This window comes from Klebsiella sp. HC6, assembly GCF_022605325.1.
In the GTDB taxonomy this organism is placed as follows: Bacteria; Pseudomonadota; Gammaproteobacteria; order Enterobacterales; family Enterobacteriaceae; genus Klebsiella; species Klebsiella terrigena.
In genome coordinates this window covers 2229618-2249035 of record NZ_CP093276.1, presented here as the reverse complement: position 1 = coordinate 2249035, position 19418 = coordinate 2229618, and the positions used below count along the sequence as shown (strand labels likewise).

17 protein-coding genes are annotated in these 19418 nt (G+C 58.1%); 7 read left to right on the top strand and 10 right to left on the bottom strand.

Annotated features, from left to right (window positions below):
• Window position 1 precedes the first annotated feature (1 nt).
• Window positions 2-1789, bottom strand: coding sequence for an aspartate--tRNA ligase (gene aspS, locus MMW58_RS10970; RefSeq protein WP_159235701.1), 1788 nt, complete (start codon window positions 1787-1789; stop codon window positions 2-4).
• A 265-nt stretch (window positions 1790-2054) separates the two neighbouring features.
• Here aspS and MMW58_RS10965 point away from each other — a divergent pair, with 265 nt between their 5' ends.
• From MMW58_RS10965 to cmoB, 5 genes are read left to right on the top strand one after another with little or no spacing between them, the layout of a single operon-like run.
• Window positions 2055-2621 carry a hydrolase gene (locus tag MMW58_RS10965; protein WP_041146244.1) on the top strand — a complete coding sequence of 189 codons (567 nt, stop codon included), beginning with the start codon at window positions 2055-2057 and terminating at the stop codon, window positions 2619-2621.
• On the top strand, window positions 2618-3436 hold the full coding sequence (locus tag MMW58_RS10960) for a DUF72 domain-containing protein (RefSeq protein ID WP_123709126.1): 819 nt from the start codon (window positions 2618-2620) through the stop codon (window positions 3434-3436). Before MMW58_RS10965 ends, MMW58_RS10960 begins: the two co-directional genes overlap by 4 nt.
• A 53-nt stretch (window positions 3437-3489) precedes the next feature.
• Entirely contained in the window at window positions 3490-3885 is a 396-nt protein-coding gene (locus MMW58_RS10955) for an MAPEG family protein (protein ID WP_241723355.1), read from the top strand.
• Window positions 3886-3924: 39 nt separating this feature from the next.
• Window positions 3925-4668: a carboxy-S-adenosyl-L-methionine synthase CmoA gene (gene cmoA / locus MMW58_RS10950; RefSeq protein WP_045859241.1), complete on the top strand. Its 744-nt coding sequence runs from the start codon at window positions 3925-3927 to the stop codon at window positions 4666-4668.
• Window positions 4665-5669 carry a tRNA 5-methoxyuridine(34)/uridine 5-oxyacetic acid(34) synthase CmoB gene (gene cmoB, locus MMW58_RS10945; RefSeq protein ID WP_041146248.1) on the top strand — a complete coding sequence of 335 codons (1005 nt, stop codon included), beginning with the start codon at window positions 4665-4667 and terminating at the stop codon, window positions 5667-5669. Before cmoA ends, cmoB begins: the two co-directional genes overlap by 4 nt.
• Window positions 5670-5881: 212 nt before the next feature.
• Here the strand turns inward: cmoB and cutC are convergent, their stop codons facing one another.
• Window positions 5882-6616: a copper homeostasis protein CutC gene (cutC, locus tag MMW58_RS10940; RefSeq protein ID WP_241723354.1), complete on the bottom strand. Its 735-nt coding sequence runs from the start codon at window positions 6614-6616 to the stop codon at window positions 5882-5884.
• A 76-nt stretch (window positions 6617-6692) separates the two neighbouring features.
• A complete protein-coding gene (locus MMW58_RS10935; protein ID WP_241723353.1) occupies window positions 6693-7262 on the bottom strand; it encodes a VOC family protein in 570 nt (189 codons plus the stop codon).
• Between the two features lie 229 nt (window positions 7263-7491).
• Here MMW58_RS10935 and argS point away from each other — a divergent pair, with 229 nt between their 5' ends.
• Complete coding sequence (gene argS / locus MMW58_RS10930; RefSeq protein ID WP_241723352.1) at window positions 7492-9225, top strand: arginine--tRNA ligase; 1734 nt, start codon at window positions 7492-7494, stop codon at window positions 9223-9225.
• A gap of 96 nt (window positions 9226-9321) precedes the next feature.
• Here the strand turns inward: argS and bglB are convergent, their stop codons facing one another.
• Both bglB and MMW58_RS10920 read right to left on the bottom strand, forming a co-directional pair.
• Complete coding sequence (gene bglB, locus MMW58_RS10925) at window positions 9322-10461, bottom strand: beta-galactosidase BglB (RefSeq protein ID WP_241723351.1); 1140 nt, start codon at window positions 10459-10461, stop codon at window positions 9322-9324.
• Window positions 10462-10465: 4 nt separating this feature from the next.
• The gene (locus tag MMW58_RS10920) at window positions 10466-12049 is read right to left on the bottom strand and encodes an MFS transporter (protein WP_241723350.1); all 1584 of its coding nucleotides are present in this window, start codon (window positions 12047-12049) and stop codon (window positions 10466-10468) included.
• Window positions 12050-12409: 360 nt separating this feature from the next.
• Here MMW58_RS10920 and uspC point away from each other — a divergent pair, with 360 nt between their 5' ends.
• Window positions 12410-12838, top strand: coding sequence for a universal stress protein UspC (gene uspC, locus MMW58_RS10915; protein ID WP_045859253.1), 429 nt, complete (start codon window positions 12410-12412; stop codon window positions 12836-12838).
• Window positions 12839-12865: 27 nt separating this feature from the next.
• On the opposite strand, the gene otsA is transcribed toward uspC, so the two are convergent.
• The 5 genes from otsA to MMW58_RS10890 form a co-directional block, all read right to left on the bottom strand.
• Window positions 12866-14290: an alpha,alpha-trehalose-phosphate synthase gene (otsA, locus tag MMW58_RS10910; protein ID WP_133598554.1), complete on the bottom strand. Its 1425-nt coding sequence runs from the start codon at window positions 14288-14290 to the stop codon at window positions 12866-12868.
• Window positions 14265-15068: a trehalose-phosphatase gene (otsB, locus tag MMW58_RS10905; protein WP_241723349.1), complete on the bottom strand. Its 804-nt coding sequence runs from the start codon at window positions 15066-15068 to the stop codon at window positions 14265-14267. Before otsB ends, otsA begins: the two co-directional genes overlap by 26 nt.
• 159 nt (window positions 15069-15227) lie before the next feature.
• Window positions 15228-16208: an L-arabinose ABC transporter permease AraH gene (araH, locus tag MMW58_RS10900; RefSeq protein ID WP_133599420.1), complete on the bottom strand. Its 981-nt coding sequence runs from the start codon at window positions 16206-16208 to the stop codon at window positions 15228-15230.
• A gap of 15 nt (window positions 16209-16223) precedes the next feature.
• The gene (gene araG / locus MMW58_RS10895; protein ID WP_241723347.1) at window positions 16224-17738 is read right to left on the bottom strand and encodes an L-arabinose ABC transporter ATP-binding protein AraG; all 1515 of its coding nucleotides are present in this window, start codon (window positions 17736-17738) and stop codon (window positions 16224-16226) included.
• A 60-nt stretch (window positions 17739-17798) separates the two neighbouring features.
• Window positions 17799-18779, bottom strand: a complete 981-nt coding sequence (locus tag MMW58_RS10890; RefSeq protein ID WP_241723345.1) for an arabinose ABC transporter substrate-binding protein — start codon at window positions 18777-18779, stop codon at window positions 17799-17801.
• Window positions 18780-19418 lie beyond the last annotated feature (639 nt).

The following is a 19418-nucleotide window of genomic DNA, read 5'->3' as shown; positions in this document are numbered from 1 at the left end:
CTTACTTATTCTCCAGAGACTCTTTTGTCTCTTTCGCCACAACCTGAATACCTAATTCCCCCAGCGAGGCCGGATTGGCGAAGCTCGGTGCTTCGGTCATCAGACAGGCGGCGGCGGTGGTTTTCGGGAAAGCGATAACGTCGCGGATGTTATCGGTGCCGGTCAGCAGCATCGTCAGACGGTCAAGGCCGAATGCGAGGCCCGCGTGCGGCGGCGTACCGTATTTCAACGCATCCAGCAGGAAGCCAAACTTCTCCCGCTGCTCCTGCTCGTTGATCCCGAGGATGCCGAACACGGTCTGCTGCATTTCACCGCTGTGAATACGCACCGAGCCGCCGCCGACTTCGTAACCGTTAATGACCATATCGTAGGCGTTGGCAATCGCCGTTTCCGGAGCGGCTTTCAGCTCGTCCGCGGTCATATCGCGCGGGGAGGTGAACGGGTGGTGCATCGCGGTCAGGCCGCCTTCGCCATCGTCTTCAAACATCGGGAAGTCGATAACCCACAGCGGCGCCCATTTAGCTTCGTCGGTGAGGCTGAGGTCTTTACCCAGCTTCAGGCGCAGCGCGCCCAGAGCGTCGGCAACCACTTTCTTATTATCGGCGCCGAAGAAAATCATATCGCCGTCCTGCGCAGCGGTGCGCTCGAGAATAGCTTCAACGATTTCCGCGTTGAGGAATTTAGCCACCGGGCTGTTGATGCCTTCGAGGCCTTTTGCGCGCTCGTTGACCTTCATATACGCCAGGCCTTTGGCGCCATAAATCTGCACGAACTTGCCGTATTCATCGATCTGCTTACGGGTCAGCGCCGCGCCGCCCGGCACGCGCAGTGCGGCAACGCGACCTTTGGCATCATTTGCCGGGCCGGAGAAGACGGCAAATTCAACCGCTTTCACCAGGTCAGCAATATCCACCAGCTCCAGCGGGTTGCGCAGGTCCGGCTTATCGGAACCGTAGCGACGCTCGGCCTCGGCAAAGGTCATGATCGGGAACTCGCCCAGATCCACGCCCTTCACGTTCAGCCACAGCTCGTGAACCAGCGCTTCCATCACTTCGCGCACCTGAGGTGCGGTCATGAAGGAGGTTTCCACGTCGATCTGGGTGAATTCCGGCTGGCGGTCGGCGCGCAGGTCTTCATCACGGAAGCATTTGACGATCTGATAGTAACGGTCGAAGCCGGACATCATCAGCAGCTGTTTGAAGAGCTGAGGAGACTGCGGCAGCGCGTAGAATTTGCCTTTATGCACGCGGCTCGGAACCAGATAGTCGCGCGCGCCTTCCGGCGTGGCCTTGGTCAGCATCGGGGTTTCGATATCGAGGAAACCGTGCTCGTCCATAAAACGACGGACCAGGCTGGTGATTTTTGCCCGCGTTTTCAGACGCTGGGCCATTTCCGGACGACGCAGATCCAGATAGCGGTATTTCAGTCGCGCTTCTTCGGTGTTGACGTGGTTGGAATCCAGCGGCAGCGCTTCTGAGCGGTTGATGATGGTCAGATCGGAAGCCAGCACTTCGATGGCGCCGGTAGCCATATCGCCGTTGACGTTTTTTTCGTCACGCGCACGCACGGTGCCCGTCACCTGGATACAGAACTCATTACGCAGTTCGGAGGCCAGCTTTAATGCATCCGCACGTTCCGGATCGAAAAACACCTGTACGATGCCTTCGCGGTCACGCATATCAATGAAGATAAGGCTACCAAGATCACGACGACGGTTGACCCAACCACACAGAGTCACCTGCTGCCCCACGTGGGACAGACGCAGCTGCCCGCAATATTCTGTACGCATGAGATATCCCTTAACTTAGCCACTGGCGGATTGTTGCCTGCTCTGCAGGCCACGAAGTTGCGGCTTTAGCTGAATGTCACAACTGAATGAAAAAAGGCGGCTATTATACTGGAAATTCTGCCGCACGATAAGCCCGACGCAGTTTGTACGTTGCTTTGCTGCGCGCTTATTGGCTACGCTCACAAAAATTAACAAAATTTGTTACCCTGGAGCGCGAATGGCAACGGTATTGTAACGGCCAAACTACAGAAGATACGGGGATACTATGCCAGAACTCAATGCGAAAAAAACGGCGCTTGTGGTCATCGACCTGCAGGAAGGCATTTTGCCGTTCGCCGGCGGCCCACACCGCGCCGATGAGGTAGTCGCTCGCGCCGCTCGTCTGGCGGAGAAATGTCGTCAGCAGGGCTCGCCGGTGATCATGGTCCGCGTCGGCTGGTCTGCCGACTTTGGCGAAGCGTTAAAACAGCCGGTTGATGCGCAAACGGGGGCGCATGCGCTGCCGGATAACTGGTGGACCTGGCCGCTTGCGCTGGGCAAACAGGATAGCGATATCGAAGTCACCAAGCGCCAGTGGGGCGCCTTTTACGGCACCGATCTCGAACTGCAGCTGCGCCGCCGCGGCATCGACACCATTATTCTGTGCGGGATCTCAACCAATATCGGCGTTGAATCCACCGCGCGCAACGCCTGGGAGCTGGGCTTCAATCTGCTGATCGCCGAGGACGCCTGCAGCGCGGCCTCCGCCGAGCAGCACCAGGGCAGCATGACGAACATCTTCCCGCGCATTGCCCGCGTGCGCAGCACTGAGGACATTCTCGCCGCGCTATGATCTATATTGGGCTCCCGCAATGGTCGCATCCGAAATGGGTGCGCCTTGGCATAACCAGTCTGGAACAGTACGCTCGCCACTTTAACTGCGTGGAGGGCAATACGACCCTCTACGCGTTGCCGAAAGCCGAGATAGTGGCCCGCTGGTTCGAGCAAACCCACGATGACTTTCGCTTCTGCTTTAAGTTTCCGGCCACCATTTCGCATCAGGCGGCGCTGCGCAACTGCGGCGATTTAAGCCGCGAGTTTTTTACCCGGCTCGCGCCGCTTGAGACGCGTATCGGCCAGTACTGGCTGCAGCTACCTGCGACCTTCGGGCCGCGCGACCTCCCCGCCCTGTGGCAGTTTCTCGACGCGCTGCCCGCCGGCTTCACCTACGGCGTCGAGGTACGGCATCCGGCGTTTTTTGCCAAGGGCGACGACGAGCAGCAGCTCAACCGCGGGCTGCACCAGCGCGCCGTTAACCGGGTGATCCTCGATAGCCGTCCGGTGCACAGCGTGACCGCCCGCAGCCCGGCCGCGCTCGACGCGCAGCGTAAAAAGCCGCGGCTCCCGGTCCACGCGGTGGTCACCGCCCATCATCCGCTGGTGCGCTTCATCGGCAGCGACGATATGGCGCAGAACCACGAGCTGTTTCGCATCTGGCTGCAGACGCTGCCGAAGTGGAGCCAATCGACCACGCCCTACCTGTTCCTGCATACGCCGGATATCGCCCACGCGCCGGCGCTGGTCGATACCCTGTGGGCCGATTTACGCGCGGTGCTGCCCGACGTCGGCCCGGCACCGTCAATTCCTCAGCAGACCTCTCTTTTCTGATATCCTGCTATGATAGTCGGAGCCATCTGACACAGTGAAAGGGAGTTTTTTGTATGGTCAGCGCGCTGTATGCCGTCCTGGGTACGTTATTGTTAATCAAGTTTTCTTTTGACGTCGTACGCCTGCGCACGCAGTACCACGTCGGATACGGCGACGGCGGCTTTAGCGAGCTACAGGTCGCTATCCGCGTGCACGGCAATGCGGTTGAGTACCTGCCGATCGGGCTTATCCTGCTGCTGTTTGTCGAGATGGACGGCGCGCAGAACTGGATGGTGCACCTTTGCGGTATCCTGCTTATCGCCGGCCGGCTGATGCACTCTTACGGTTTCCATCACCGGCTCTACAGCTGGCGTCGTTCCGGCATGAGCGCCACCTGGTGCGCGCTGGTGCTGATGGTGCTCGCGAATCTGTGGTATATGCCCTGGGAGTTGGTTTTCTCCTTACATTAGCGCACAATACGCCGTTTTCGTTTTTTCGGGTTTAACCTTATGTCTCACCGCGATACCCTTTTTTCCGCGCCGATCGCCAGCCTCGGCGACTGGACCTTTGATGAACGGGTTGCTGAAGTCTTCCCGGATATGATCCAGCGCTCCGTTCCTGGCTACTCCAACATTATTTCGATGATTGGCATGCTGGCCGAGCGCTTTGTGCAGCCTGATACTCAGGTCTACGATCTCGGCTGCTCCCTTGGCGCAGCCACGCTCTCGATACGGCGTAATATTTCCCACGCCGGCTGCCGGATTGTGGCCGTGGATAACTCCCCGGCGATGGTTGAGCGCTGCCGCCGCCATATCGACGCCTACAAGGCGCCGACGCCGGTTGAGGTGGTGGAAGGCGATATTCGCCACGTCACCATCGAAAACGCCTCAATGGTGGTGCTCAATTTCACCATTCAGTTCCTTGAGCCCGACGAGCGCCAGGCGATTCTGGATAAGGTCTATCAGGGGCTGAACCCGGGCGGCGCGCTGGTGCTGTCGGAAAAATTCAGCTTTGAAGATGCCAACGTCGGCGAACTGCTGTTTAACATGCATCACGACTTTAAGCGCGCCAACGGCTACAGCGAGCTGGAAATCAGCCAGAAGCGCAGCATGCTGGAAAACGTTATGCTCACCGACTCGGTAGAAACCCATAAAGCGCGGCTGCGCAAGGCCGGATTCGAACACGCCGAACTGTGGTTCCAGTGCTTTAACTTTGGCTCGCTGGTGGCTGTGAAGTCCGGGGAAACGGCATGATCGATTTCAGCAATTTTTATCAGCGTATCGCCAAAGGCCCGCTATCCCACTGGCTGGAGACGCTTCCAGCCCAGGTTGCCGCCTGGCAGCGCGAGGCCCTGCACGGTAAGTACCGTGAATGGGAGCGGGCCGTTGAGTTTCTCCCTGAGCTTTCGCCCTATCGTCTCGACCTGCTGCACAGCGTGACCGCAGAAAGCGAAGTCCCGCTGAGCGAAGGCCATCGGCTGCGGATTGAAAACCTGCTGCGCAACCTGATGCCGTGGCGCAAAGGCCCGTGGTCGCTGTATGGCGTGGATATCGACACCGAATGGCGCTCTGACTGGAAGTGGGATCGCGTTCTGCCGCATCTTTCCGATTTGACCGGTCGAACGATCCTCGACGTCGGCTGCGGCAGCGGCTATCACATGTGGCGGATGATCGGCGCCGGCGCGCATCTGGCGGTGGGTATCGACCCTACGCAGCTGTTTTTATGTCAGTTTGAAGCGGTGCGCAAGCTGCTGGGCAACGACCAGCGCGCCCATCTGCTGCCGCTGGGCATTGAGCAGCTGCCGGCGCTGAACGCCTTTGACACCGTATTTTCAATGGGCGTGCTTTACCACCGCCGCTCCCCGCTCGACCATCTGTGGCAGCTCAAAGATCAGCTGGTTGAAGGCGGCGAGCTGGTGCTGGAGACGCTGGTTGTTGAAGGTGACGAAAATACCGTGCTGGTACCGGGCGATCGCTACGCGCAAATGCGCAACGTCTACTTTATTCCTTCGGCGGCTGCGCTGAAAATGTGGCTGGAAAAATGCGGCTTCGTCGACGTGCGGATCGTTGACGTCTGCGTGACCAGTACCGAAGAGCAGCGCCGCACCGAATGGATGACCACCGAATCGCTGGCGGATTTCCTCGATCCGAACGACAGCAGCAAAACCCTCGAAGGCTATCCCGCACCGCTGCGCGCGGTGATTATCGCCACCAGGCCCGAAACTCAGCAGTCGCTGGCAAAAAAAGCGCGCTAACGCCGGCCGGTCAGGATCGCTCGGGCATCGCGCCCCGGCGATCGGTCGCCAAATTTTGCATAAAAAAAGGCCCCTGTTGAAATTGCAGGGGCCTGGTACGGGCAATCATCATATTGGGCGACATGATGTGCAGCAAAAAACGGTTCTCTCTCTGCCCACGGCCGTTGTGCTGACCAGCCCGCAGGCTGCGCGCAAACAACGCGGGCACTCACTCAGGCGGAAATAATGCTCTTCATTTCCGCCACCGCTGCGCCGTTAACGGCATAGCGTGAATATTCATCTGCTTCGGCATCCGTAGACATCGACAGCCTGGAATTACGAAAGCGCATCGGCGAAGGCAGCCACTGGCCGGCGGAGCTGTGCACTTCTTTTACGCCGGCTTCCAGAAACTGCGACAGGTTTGCTGCCCGCACACCTGCTCCAGCCATAATGATTGGAGTATCGCCCAGGGCAATAAGTTCCAAAATTAATGAAATACCTTTTTCTGCGCTCGCCTGCTGGCCGGATGTCAGGATCCGCGCAACGCCTAATTCAGCCAGCGCAGCGTAGGCCTGATGCGGGTTTGCGCACATATCGAAAGCCCGGTGGAAGGTAACCGCCAGCGGTCCCGCCGCGGCCATAATTTTACGCATCCGCGCGGTATCAACCCGACCGTCGGCGTCCAGAACGCCAGTCACGAGGCCCGGGAAACCCAGCGCCCTCACCGTTGCCACGTCGTCGAGCATCGCGGCAAATTCGCCCTCGGTGTAGCAAAAATCACCGCCGCGCGGGCGAATAATCGGATGCACCGGGATGGTCAGCGCCCTGCGGGCCGCTTTGAGCACGCCCAGCGACGGCGTTAGCCCTCCCTCCTGCGGCGCAGCACACAGTTCGATGCGGTCTGCACCGCGTCGCTGCGCCTCCTCGGCGCACTCCGTGCTGTAACAACATACTTCCAGTAGCGTCATTCCATTCTCCATTCACGCCGCGGGCAACACAGCATGTCACGATTTTTCCGCTCAGAAATCGCGTAGCTTCACACTGTTACGCATCCGTTTTTTCACTGGCGATAATTTGCTCGATGGACCACGGGTGAAACTTGATCGTCACGCTCCCGTCCGTCACCGCCAGCGTCGGATTTGCCAGGCGTTCGTGCTGCCCTTTCGGCGAGCTGGTTTTGACGAAGATCCCCGGCTGGCCGAGGCCGTCGTCGGAGAGCAGCGCCAACGCGCGGGCATTAAGCGTTTCCGGCTCGCCGGCGAGCACAATCTCAACGTGCTCCCAGCCCTCGTGCGGGTAGCGCTTTTCCCCGGGCCACGGCAGCTCAACCACGCTAAAGCGCCAGTGCGCCACGATCACAGGTTCATCCAGCTTAAACAGGCAGATTGGCCGACCGTTAATGGTGTTTTCCGACAGCAGCGTGCCGCACTGCTCAAGCCCGAGGCGCCAGCGCGCCGCGGTTGTATTCTGATGACAGCGCAGAGAGATATGGTCCGCAGACAGGGGCGCAATATCCAGCCCGAGCCGCGCGGCCAGCTGGCCTAACGCCTCGGTGAAGCGCGGCAGATCCGCGGTAATATCCTGAAGTTCATCAATTTGCTGCCAGTTCGCCATTCTTGACCTCGACGCTCGCTAAAGGGGCTAATTTATCGCGTTTCCCGGCGGCGACCAACCCGCAATCTTCTTTATCCTGGCCGCGCTGGTTATTCATTAAGCACGCCGTCCGGCAACGCGCGCGCAGGGCTGACGCAGGGGTGCAAATGCAGTATACTCCTGCCCTAATTTGTCCACATTCCGGCGCCACCCTGCAGGGGTTACGGCGCCTTAAAAGTAAGGTATTCCGGTGAATATTCAGGCTCTTCTCTCAGAAAAAGTCAGCCACGCCCTGATCGCGGCAGGCGCCCCTGCCGATTGCGAACCGCAGGTTCGCCAGTCAGCAAAAATCCAGTTCGGTGACTATCAGGCCAACGGCGTGATGGCGGTCGCTAAAAAACTGGGTATGGCACCGCGACAACTGGCAGAGCAGGTGCTGTCTCATCTCGATCTGAACGGCATTGCCAGTAAGGTCGAAATCGCCGGGCCTGGCTTCATCAATATTTTCCTCGACCCGGCGTTTTTAGCCGCCAACGTTAGCCAGGCGCTGTCCGCAGAGCGCCTTGGCGTTGCCCAGCCGCAGGCGCAGACTATTGTCATCGACTATTCTGCGCCCAACGTGGCAAAAGAGATGCACGTCGGCCACCTGCGCTCCACCATCATTGGCGATGCCGCGGTGCGCACCCTCGAGTTCCTCGGCCACAAGGTGATTCGCGCTAACCACGTCGGCGACTGGGGCACCCAGTTTGGGATGCTGATCGCCTGGCTCGAAAAGCAGCAGCAGGAAAATGCCGGCGAAATGGCGCTGGCGGACCTCGAAGGCTTTTACCGTGAAGCGAAAAAGCACTACGACGAAGACGAAGCCTTCGCCGAGCGCGCCCGCAGCTACGTGGTTAAACTGCAGGGCGGCGACGAGTACTTCCGCCAGATGTGGCGCCAGCTGGTCGACATTACCATGTCGCAAAACCAGATTACCTATGACCGCCTGAACGTGACCCTGACTCGCGACGACGTAATGGGTGAAAGCCTGTACAACCCGATGCTGCCGGGTATCGTTGCCGATCTGAAAGCGCAGGGCCTGGCCGTTGAGAGCGAAGGCGCCACCGTAGTATTCCTTGATGAGTACAAAAACAAGGACGGCGAACCGATGGGCGTTATCATCCAGAAAAAGGATGGCGGCTATCTCTACACCACCACCGATATCGCCTGCGCAAAATACCGCTACGAAACCCTGCACGCCGATCGCGTGCTCTACTACATCGACTCCCGCCAGCACCAGCACCTGATGCAGGCGTGGACCATCGTACGTAAAGCGGGCTACGTGCCGGGTTCCGTCCCGCTGGAGCACCATATGTTTGGCATGATGCTCGGTAAAGACGGTAAGCCGTTTAAAACCCGCGCCGGCGGTACCGTGAAGCTTGCCGACCTGCTGGACGAAGCGCTGGAGCGCGCGCGTCGCCTGGTTGCCGAGAAAAACCCGGATATGCCTGCCGACGAGCTGGAGAAGCTGGCTAACGCGGTTGGGATCGGGGCGGTAAAATATGCGGATCTGTCCAAGAACCGCACCACCGACTACATCTTCGACTGGGACAACATGCTGGCGTTTGAAGGCAACACCGCGCCTTACATGCAGTATGCCTATACCCGCGTGCTGTCGGTATTCCGTAAAGCGGAGATCGACGAAAGCGCGCTGGCCGCGGCGCCGGTCATCATCACCGAAGATCGCGAAGCGCAGCTGGCCGCACGCCTGCTGCAGTTTGAAGAGACGCTGACCGTCGTTGCGCGCGAAGGGACCCCGCACGTCATGTGCGCCTACCTGTACGATCTGGCCGGCCTGTTCTCCGGCTTCTACGAGCACTGCCCGATCCTCTCCGCGGAAAGCGAAGAGACGCGCAACAGCCGCCTGAAACTGGCGCAGCTGACCGCCAAAACCCTGAAGACCGGTCTGGATACCTTAGGTATTGAAACCGTCGAGCGGATGTAATACCGCTCTGATAAACGATAAAGAAACCGGCTTATGCCGGTTTCTTTTTTTGCGCCCTCCTCCGGCCGCGCGGCGCAGAGCCGGTAAAGTTCGCCGTCAGAAATACCGGCGCAGATATTCCGTCATGCACAGGATCGCCATCGCCTGCCCGTAGGGCATCGAGGTGAGCGGGATCTGGCGATAGAAGTCGAGATTCGAGCCCATTCCGGTGCCGAATGAGGTTTGCAGCAGTTCCCCCTGCGGGGAGATATTTTGCACGATCCCACGCATGGCCTGCTCCGCGACGCGCTCAAACTCCCGGCTCACGTAGCGTTTACGTACCGCCTTCAGGATACCGTAGGCAAAACCGGCGGTTGCCGACGCCTCCAGATACGAATCCGGATCGTCCAGCAGCGTATGCCACAGACCGCTCTCGTGCTGGCACGCTGCCAGCGCCGCAATTTGCGCATTCAGCACCTGAAGCAGATAGCGCCGCACCGCGCTGTGCTCGGGGAGATCCACCAGCTCGAGAAAGTCCGGGATCGCCATCGTCAGCCAGCTGTTGCCGCGCGCCCAGCGGGCGCGGGCGAAATTATGCTGGCCCTCATAGCTCCAGCCGTGGAACCACAGCCCGCTCTCCCGGTCCATCAGGTTCTGCACGTGGAGTAAAAACTGGTATGTCGCCTCTTCCACATACTGCGGCCGGTTGAGCAATTTACCGATTTTCGCCAGCGGCAGCACGGTCATCATCAGCGTGTCGTCCCACATCTGCTGATGATTCTCCTCCGCCAGGGTGATGTGCTGCATCCCGCCGTGACGGGTGCGCGGCATCTCGTGCATTGCCCATTCACCCCAGCCGTCGAGCCACGGCAGATACTCCTGCCTGCCGGTCTCCTCATAGCGCCAGGCCAGGGTCAGGAATGGCGCCATGGTGTTGACGTTTTTGCTGGTCGCGCCTTCAGCGAAGCGGTCCGCAAACCAGCTGTCGATAATATCGCGCATCGCGATATCTCCGGTCTGCTGGTAGTACTGATAGATCCCGTATAAACCGACGCCGTGGGTCCACTCCCAGCCGGCCCACCCTTTGGTATCAATGACCCGCCCATCGTCCAGCCGTAGCAGAAACGCGCCCGTTTCATCCTGAATATTGACCAGATTGTCGGTCACTTTCTCGATCAGCGCCTGCAGCTCGTTGCGCGCAATAAAGCGCTCCGGCTGACGCAGTAAGGGACTCTGTTTGACAGGCCAAACCTTCATATTATTAACCTCTGTTCCATGTTGAATTCATTTCAGCACCCTGCCTGAGGGACGGCGCGGCAGGCTTATTACGATTCAGATAGCCGATGTTGTTATTTCCCCACAGGCATGCGTAAGGCATACCGGCCAGCATCTCCACCACCGCCCGATCCTCGGAGCGGGTGAGCTCCGGCTGCGCCCGACCCGATTGGCGCATTTTGCGCGTTTCGGCCTGCAGCACGCCGTGGGTCTCGAGGTTGAGCTTAAAGCGCAGGGAGACGAGGAACCCGCAGGCCAGCACCGCCAGCGTGCCCACGCTCAGAATGAGAAGGATGGTGTGGCTGACCTCGTCGGGCTGCGTTTTCTGCCCGGAGACAAAGCCGGAGAGCTGCATAATGATGCCCACCAGCATCACCGCCCCGGCCTGAGAGGCCTTGCGGGTCAGCGTCATGATGCCGGCGAAAATGCCCTCCCGACGCTGGCCGGTGATCGCCTCGTCGACGTCGGCAATATAGGTGTAGGTGTTCCACGGAACATAGTTGATCCCGCCGCGGCCGAGGCCGGCAATGGCGGAAACCAGCAGCAGCAGCGAATAAACGTCGCTCAGCCCGGCGTAGTAAAGCAGCGCATAGGAGAGCGAGCCAAGGCCAAACAGGATAACCACCATCCGATAGGACGGCGCCGGCCCAAAGCGGATGCACAGCGGGATCATGGCAATGACCGCAATAAACTGGAAGATGGCCATAGTGCCGAGCAGGTTGGATGCCACCGCGGCTTCCTGCATCAGCACGAAGACGACGTAGTAGGTGAAAACGGCGTTAAACACGTCCTGAGCAATATAGCCGCCAAGATACATACCCAGATGCTGGCGGAAGATCTTAATGCGCAGCGTCGAGGTGAGCTCGATAAACAGGCGATTGAGGCTCTGCGCCAGTGAGAGATTACGCTTCTCCTCCTCGGCCCGCAGCGCCGTCTCCGACCACGCATCGCGAGAGCGCTCCCAGGTAAAGAACCAGACGAACGTCAGCATCACCGCGCACAGGACCGAGAACACCAGGCTTGCGTAAAAGAAGGAGACGGCATTGTCCTTACCAAAGTGGGTAAGCAGCACCCCCGGCAGGAATGAGGCGAGGATTGCCGACATTTGCGCCATCGAAATACGCGCCCCGGAGAATTTTGTTTTCTGTTTAAAATCATCGGTCATTTCCGGAACCAGAGTTTCGTACGGCACCAGAATCATGGTGTAGACCATATCAAACAGCAGATAGGTGAGCAGGTAGTACCAGAACCCCATATCGCCTACCCACATCATTGAGTAGCTGAATACGCAGGGGATACCCAGCAGAATAAAGAACTTTCGTCTGCCGAAGCGTTTGCCGAGCCGGGTGGTGCCAAAGTTGTCGGTCAGGAAGCCCATCAGCGGACTAATGACCGCATCCAGAACCCTGGCGGTGGCAAAGATAAGGGTTGCCTGAATCGGAGACAGGCCGCAAAAGGTGGTGTAAAAATAGAGCAGCCATGCCGCGGTGAGCGCGGTGGTTCCTGCGCCAAGGAAATCGCCCGATCCATAGGCAAGGTAGTTAGCCAAACCGATTTTACGTGTTTTCATCGCCGTAAATCCTGTGTCGTTATTTTTAGTGAACTCCGACAATCTTTCTGGCCAGGCCAAAAGGGAGTAGGTACCTGGCTACAGTAAAAGGATGGAAACGGGGTTACCTTTTCATTTTTGCCAGCCCTGACCCGGCAATGGCAAAAACGCAAAGAGAGGGTGAACGCGCATCACCGACTTATAAAACAGCTTTTCTTTTATGGCAAAACCAAAGACCATTTTTGCGAGAGAGCTGCCAGAATCGCTATTTCGCGCCCCGCGCAGCGGCGGGCCTGGCAGCAAACAATAGCCCTTGCGGGAACAGGGAAATCGGAGTAAAGAAAAGAAGAAGGGTTATTTTGCGTATCTTAAGGAGGCTTGATGCCCTACTCACATCTGCTTGTAGCCGTTGCCCCAACGCCGGAAAGTCGGACGCTTATCAACAAGGCGGTCTCTATCGCGCGCCCGCTTGAGGCCAAAATTAGCCTGATAACGCTGGCAACGGACCCGGAAATGTATAACCAGTTTGCGGCGCCGATGTTAGAGAACCTGCGGGATCTGATGTATGAAGAAACCCGCGGCTTTCTCAACGGTCTGGCTCAGGATGCCGGCTATCCGATTGAGAAAATCACCATCGCCAGCGGCGAACTTGGCCATCACGTGAAGGATTTTTGTCAGCAGCATCGGGTGGATCTGGTGATTTGCGGCAACCACAACCACAGCCTGTTTTCCCGCGCCACCTGCTCGGCGAAAAGTATCGTCGGCAGCAGCGGCGTTGACGTGCTGCTGGTATCGCTGGAGAAAGGCTAGCGCCGAAGCGCCAGCCTGAGGGCCGAACTAGGCCAGTTTGGGGAAGGTCGCCACCTTACGCTGCAGGTGACTCTCCTCATTTCTCGCTTCTATCCGCTTTAGGTCGGCGATAAACCGCTCCTGCCAGCGGTGGATATCGTTGTCCTTAACCACCGCCAGCATCGCCGAGTGGCGCGCAATACGTTCTGCCAGCGGCATGGTGAGCGCGGTGTCCAACGCCGCGGCGACTTCATCACGATCGTAGGGATTGACGATGAGCGCCGTCGGCAGCTCGTTTGCCGCGCCGGCAAACTGCGACAGCACCAGAACCCCGGGATTCTGCGGATCCTGGGCGGCAACAAACTCCTTCGCCACCAGATTCATCCCGTCGCGCAGCGGCGTCACCAGCCCGACGTCGGAATAGCGGAAGATTTTCATCAGCAGCTTACGTTCAAAATGCTGATTCAGGTAGTAGAGCGGCGTCCAGCCCAGCTGACCATACTGGCCGTTAATGCGCCCGGCGGCGGTCTCCAGCTGGTGGCGGATGTCCTGGTAGGCCTGGACATCGCCGCGCGAGGTCGGGGCAATCTGGGTGTAGCGAATCTTGCCGTGATGCTGGGGATATTTCTCCAGCAGGGCCTCATAGGCCAGGAAGCGCTCCGGCAGCCCTTTCGAGTAGTCCAGCCGCTCAACGGAAAAGATATTCTGCACGCTCTTGAGTTCGCTTTTGAGCTGCGCCAGCTTCGGCGGCAGCGGCCCTTTTGCGCTACGCGCGATCTCATCGGGGTCGATGCCAATCGGGTAGACCTCGGTCTGGAACGGTTTGCCCCAGGCGACATGAGCGTTTCCGCTGCGGGTGGTCAGGCGGGTCTGTACCGCGATGCAGTCAAGAAACGCCTGCCGATCGCTCTCGGTCTGGAAGCCCAGCAGATCGTAGTCGCAGAGCTGTTCAAGCAGCTCGGCGTGCGGCGGCAGCGCGTTAAATATTTCCGGGGTCGGGAAGGGAATATGTAAAAAGAAGCCGACCCGATTATTAACTCCGCGCTGGCGCAGCTCGTGCGCCAGGGGCAGCAGATGGTAATCATGGATCCACACTATGTCGTCAGGCTCAATCAGCGGCAGCAGTTTATCCGCCAGCGTCGCGTTTACGCGCTGATAGCCCTCCCAGGCGTCGCGCTGAAAATCGACCAGATCGAGACGATAGTGAAACGCGGGCCACAGCACCGCGTTGGAAAAGCGGTTGTAGTACTCGTCGTGGTCCTGCTCGCTGAGGTTAAAGGAGGCCCAGGTAATGTTTCCCTGAGTGACCTTTTTCAGCGGCTGACTATCGTCGCCAATTTCCCCGCTCCAGCCGAACCACAGCCCACCGGCCGCTTTTAAGGCCCCCATAATCCCCACGGCCAGGCCACCGGCGCTGGCCTTTTTATCATCCGGGGGAGCAATACGATTAGATACTACGACTAAGCGACTCATAGCCATCTCTCCTGTCGGTTAGCGCGTCTGGTTGATGTCCATTATTCGCAATATTATTTAGCCACTGGTGCACCGCCGCGACGTCCGGCAAACGCCAGCGCGCCTGGGTGTCGCCGCTGCCGACTTTTACCGAAATGCCGCCCAGCTGGTTAACGATGCCAAAACCCGCTTCATCGGTTAAGTCGTCACCGACAAATACCGGCCTGCGTCCTGCGAACGGCGCCTCCTGCATAAAGGCGGCGATCGCCTCGCCTTTGTTCACTCCGCGCGGTTTTATCTCGACCACGCACTTGCCCAGCTGCAGCGCCAGCAGCGGATAGCTCTTCACCACCTCCTGGGCCAGCGTCAGCACCGCACTTTGATGCCGCGGCGCCTGACGGTAGTGCAGCGCAAAAGCCATCCCTTTATGCTCGAGCTCACAGCCCGGCAGCGCCTCAAGCGCCAGCGCCAGCCGGCCGTGAAGCTCCTTCTGCAGCGCATCCGGCAGAGAAACGATATGCGTATTCCCATTGATATCACGGCGCTCAGCTCCGTGGACGCCGGCCAGCGGCAGCCGGTGAGGACGGGTAAGCTCATCGAGCTCAGCCATTGAGCGCCCTGAAATCAATGCCACCGCCCCACTCTGCTGCTGCACGAGCTGCCGCAGCGCCTGAAGAGCGTTAACCGGGATAACAACCTGATCGGGATGAGGTTTGATATCGGCAAGAGTACCGTCGAGGTCAAAGAAAAATGCGCAATTTTCGCTTGGTACAGGCGGTACAGATATCTGGTCAGCCACCCTGAACTCCTCCTTTCATGGCCAGCGTTTCGCTGGCTGTTAACGAATTGTTAGCCATGTAAGTATAGACAGTGTGACGGAGCTCGCCATTTTTGATAGTAATCACCAGCGCAGCGGGCGCCGGTGATATTCTAGGATTAAACTGAAAGGTTGGAGTATTTACACGCTACGCTTTGCCTTCTGCTTGTAACGATCGAAGATAACCGCCGCCAGCAGGATCACGCCGCGCACCACGTACTGCGAGAAAGGCGAGATATTGAGCAGGTTCATCGCATTCTCGACGGTGCCGAGGATCAGGATCCCGGCGATCACGTACGAAATCTTGCCGATCCCCCCTTTTAGCGACACGCCGCCCAGCACGCAGGCGGAGATCACAATCAGCTCATAGCCAATCGAGGTCATCGGCTGACCGCTGGTCATTCGCGATGCCAGAATAATCCCCGCCGCGGCAGAAACCAGACCGGAGATAACGAAGATAATAATCCTGGTGCGCACGACCGGCACCCCTGCCAGACGCGCGGCCTCTTCATTGCCACCGATTGCCAGAGTATTACGGCCAAAGGTGGTTTTGTTCAGCAGCAGACCAAAGATTATCAGGCAGCCCACGGTCAGCCAAATAGGCGCCGGCAGGCCGAACCAGTTGGCGTAGCCGAGGGTGAAGAAGCGCTCATCTTCAATGCCCACCGCTTTGCCATCGGAGATAATATAGGCCAGACCGCGAACAATCTGCATCGTCGCCAGGGTGGTTATCAGGGCGTTGATTTTCAGCCGGGCGATAACAAAACCGTTGACCAGGCCGCTTAACGCCCCCAGCAGCAGGCCGGCAGCAATGCCGATCCACATGCTTTCGGTGAGGTTGATAACCACCGCGGTGGTCACGCCCGCGCAGGCGATAACCGACGCAATCGAGAGATCGAAATCGCCGGATGCCAGGCAAAACAGCATCCCGCAGGCCACCATGCCGGACATCGAAATCGCCAGCCCGAGGCCTTTCATATTGATGAAAGAGGCAAAGTTCGGCACAAAAATCACGCAGCCGATAAACAGCACGGCAAAGACGACCAGCATTCCAAACTGATCCCAGACACGGGCAAAGCTGAAGGCGGATCGACGGGTATTTGAGGTGGTAACAGAGGACATCATTGACTCCTTTACTCAGGCGACCGCCTGGCTCACTTTTGGCATCGCAAGGCTTAACGCCTGCTGTTCATTCGCATCTTCATGCAGCAGTTCACCCGCCACTTCCCCTTCGCGCATCACGACGATGAGGTCCGCAACGCCAAGCACTTCGGGTAAATCGCTGGAGGCAAAGACGACGGCCACGCCGGATGCCGCCAGCGCGTAGATGACGTTATAGATCTCATGCCTGGCGCCGACATCGATACCGCGAGTCGGCTCATCGAGCAGGATCACCTTCATCTCCTCGGAGAGCCAGCGCCCCAAAATCGCCTTCTGCTGATTACCGCCGGAGAGGTTCATAATCAGCTGCTCGGGTCCCGGCGTTTTAATATTAAGGGACTGAATATGGCGGTCGGCGTTCTGCGCCTCCCAGCCGTTGTTGATCAGGCAGCCGGCGTGAATATGCTTACGTCGGGCGCTGATGTTGATATTGTCGCGCACCGAGTGCACCGGAATAATGCCTTCGGCTTTACGATCCTCCGGACACAGCATCATCCCGGCCTGAATCGCCTGCGCCGGTTTACGAATATCGATGGCTTCCCCGTCGATGTAGACCTGACCGCCGGTGATGCGGGTTCCGCCAAACAGACCTTTCAGCAGCTCGCTGCGCCCGGCGCCCACCAGGCCAAAGAGGCCGACGATTTCTCCGCTGCGCACCGCCAGGCTCACCGGCGTTCTTACGCCCGGCGCTTTTACCTGCTCCAGGCGCAGGCGCTCGCTGCCGTACTCGCGCGGCTTCCAGCCGTAGACGTCCCCTAAATCGCGCCCCACCATCGCCTGCACCAGCGCATCGTGGTTCACCGTCTGCATATCGTCGAAGGTGCGCACATAGCGGCCGTCCTTGAAAACGGTGATCGCGTCGCTCAGGGCAAAGATCTCCTCCATGCGGTGCGAGACGTAAATAATGACCCGCCCCTCCTCACGCAGCTCGCGAATAACCCGGAACAGGTTGTCGATTTCACGGGCGGAAAGGGAGCTGGTCGGTTCGTCAAAGGCGATAACCTTGGCGTTGCGCGTCAGCGCCTTGGCGATCTCCACCATTTGCCATTGACCGATGGAGAGGTACTTCAGCGGCGTTTGCGGATCGATATCCAGCCCCAGATGCTCCAGCTGCAGCCGCGCTTCATAGTTAAGAAGCTTGCGGTCCACCATGCCGTATTTGTGTGGAAGCTGGCCGAGGTAGATATTTTCCGCGACGGTCATTTCCGGTATCAGGTGCAGCTCCTGGTAAATAATGGCGATCCCGGCGTTAAGCGCCTCGGTGGTGTTGCTAAACGCCATCTGCTGACCGCGAACCGCCAGGCTGCCCGCGGTTGGTATATAGTTGCCGCTGAGGATCTTCAGCAGCGTGGATTTTCCGGCGCCGTTTTCTCCCATCAGGGCGTGAACCTGGCCGGCATAGCAGTCAAAGCTAATATCGGACAGCGCCTTAACGCCCGGGAAAGTCATGGTGATGCCGCGAAATGAGAGATAAGGGGTAGACTGTTGCATAACGACTCCGCTCTACTGCGCTCAGCCTCCCGCGGCTGCGGGAGGCATGGTTAGCAGGCCTTACAGCCCTTTTTTCGCCAGCTCTTCTTTGAAGTTATCGCGGGTAATCAACACGACGTCGGTGACCGCCGTGAATTTCGGCGGTTCGGCGCCCTTGGTTACCCAGTTGTAGAGCATCTCGCTGGTTTTGTAGCCGTGAATATCCGGGCTCGGCAGCAGAGAGCCGTAGAAGCCGGTGGCCTGCGCCTTGGAGAGCTCGTTGACCGCATCCACGCCGTTAATACCGATACCAATCACATCCGGAGCCTTGAAGCCCTGCCCTTCGGTAGCGCGAACGCCGCCCAGGACGGTGTTATCGTTCATCCCGACGATCAGCCAGTGTTTGACCTGCGGGTGCTGGACCAGCATCGAGTTGCCGGCATCGAAGGCGCCGGGGATATCGTTGGATTTCGTCGGCACGCGGTAGATCTGTTTATCCGGGAAGCCGGCGGCTTTCAGGGCATCCAGCGAACCGGTGGTGCGGCGACGCGCGGTATCGAGCTCATCGGCGGTGATCGCCATCACCCCGGTATCCTTCACCTCCCAGCCGCGTTTTTGCATCTCCTTATAGAGCTCCTGGCCCTGACGAGCGCCAATCTCGCTGGCCGCCATCATCACCAGCGGAACGCTCTCCATCGGCTTGCCCTTGGCGTTAACGAACTGATCGTCGACGGTGATGACCTTCATGTCATAGCCGCGAGCTTTGGCGACAATCGCCGCCCCGAGCTTCGGATCCGGCGTACAAATAACAAACCCCTTCGCGCCGCTGGCGGCCAGGCTGTCGATCGCGTTAAGCGTTTTTTCGCCGTCCGGTACGGCGATTTTAACAACCTCAAAACCTAAATCTTTACCGGCCTTATCGGCAAATTTCCATTCAGTTTGAAACCACGGCTCTTCCGGCTGCTTGACCAGAAAACCGAGCTTAAGCGTTTCCGCCATAGCTGATTGTGACATAACCGCAGCGAGACCGATCGCCGCCAGCGCTTTAGTAAATTTGTGCATGGTAAACTCCAGCTTAAATTCGCTTTTATGTAGGGAAATATCGGATCTAAAAATTTTTATCAGACTTAAAACAAGGTATTAGAAAAATCTCATCCAACGATGCCGTTGTTGAAATAGTAATAGCCGGAAATCAATTCTCCATACGAGAGCATTATCACATCGCGGAATTACAGTAATTGAGTGCATAAATTCAGCGAAAAATGACATAAAAAAAGCGCTAATTGTCAGACAATTAGTGCAGTCATAAGCAGTATTATCCATATCACCAGCAGAGTTATCCCTGTGACGCATTTAGCGCAGCGCGCCCGGCATGCGGACCCGCAATCGACGCCAGCGGTTGCCCTCCCCCGGCCCCCTCCTCCCGGCGATATCAGGCGCTACGCACGACATCACGATTTATTGACACAATCGTCATTGCCTTGAAATATTATTTCACGGTGTTCAGCAATAAAAATTAAAAAATGATCCAGCGCAATGTTGCGCCAGCAGAACCGTGACAATTACATGACGCAGTTAAACATGCGACGCGTTTATTTTAATTAAGCGCTGCTCATGTAAATATCATACAACTACGTAATATGACTGAAGGGTTTGATAAGACTGACGAATAATCCGATAAAAATCAAATACAATCAATAC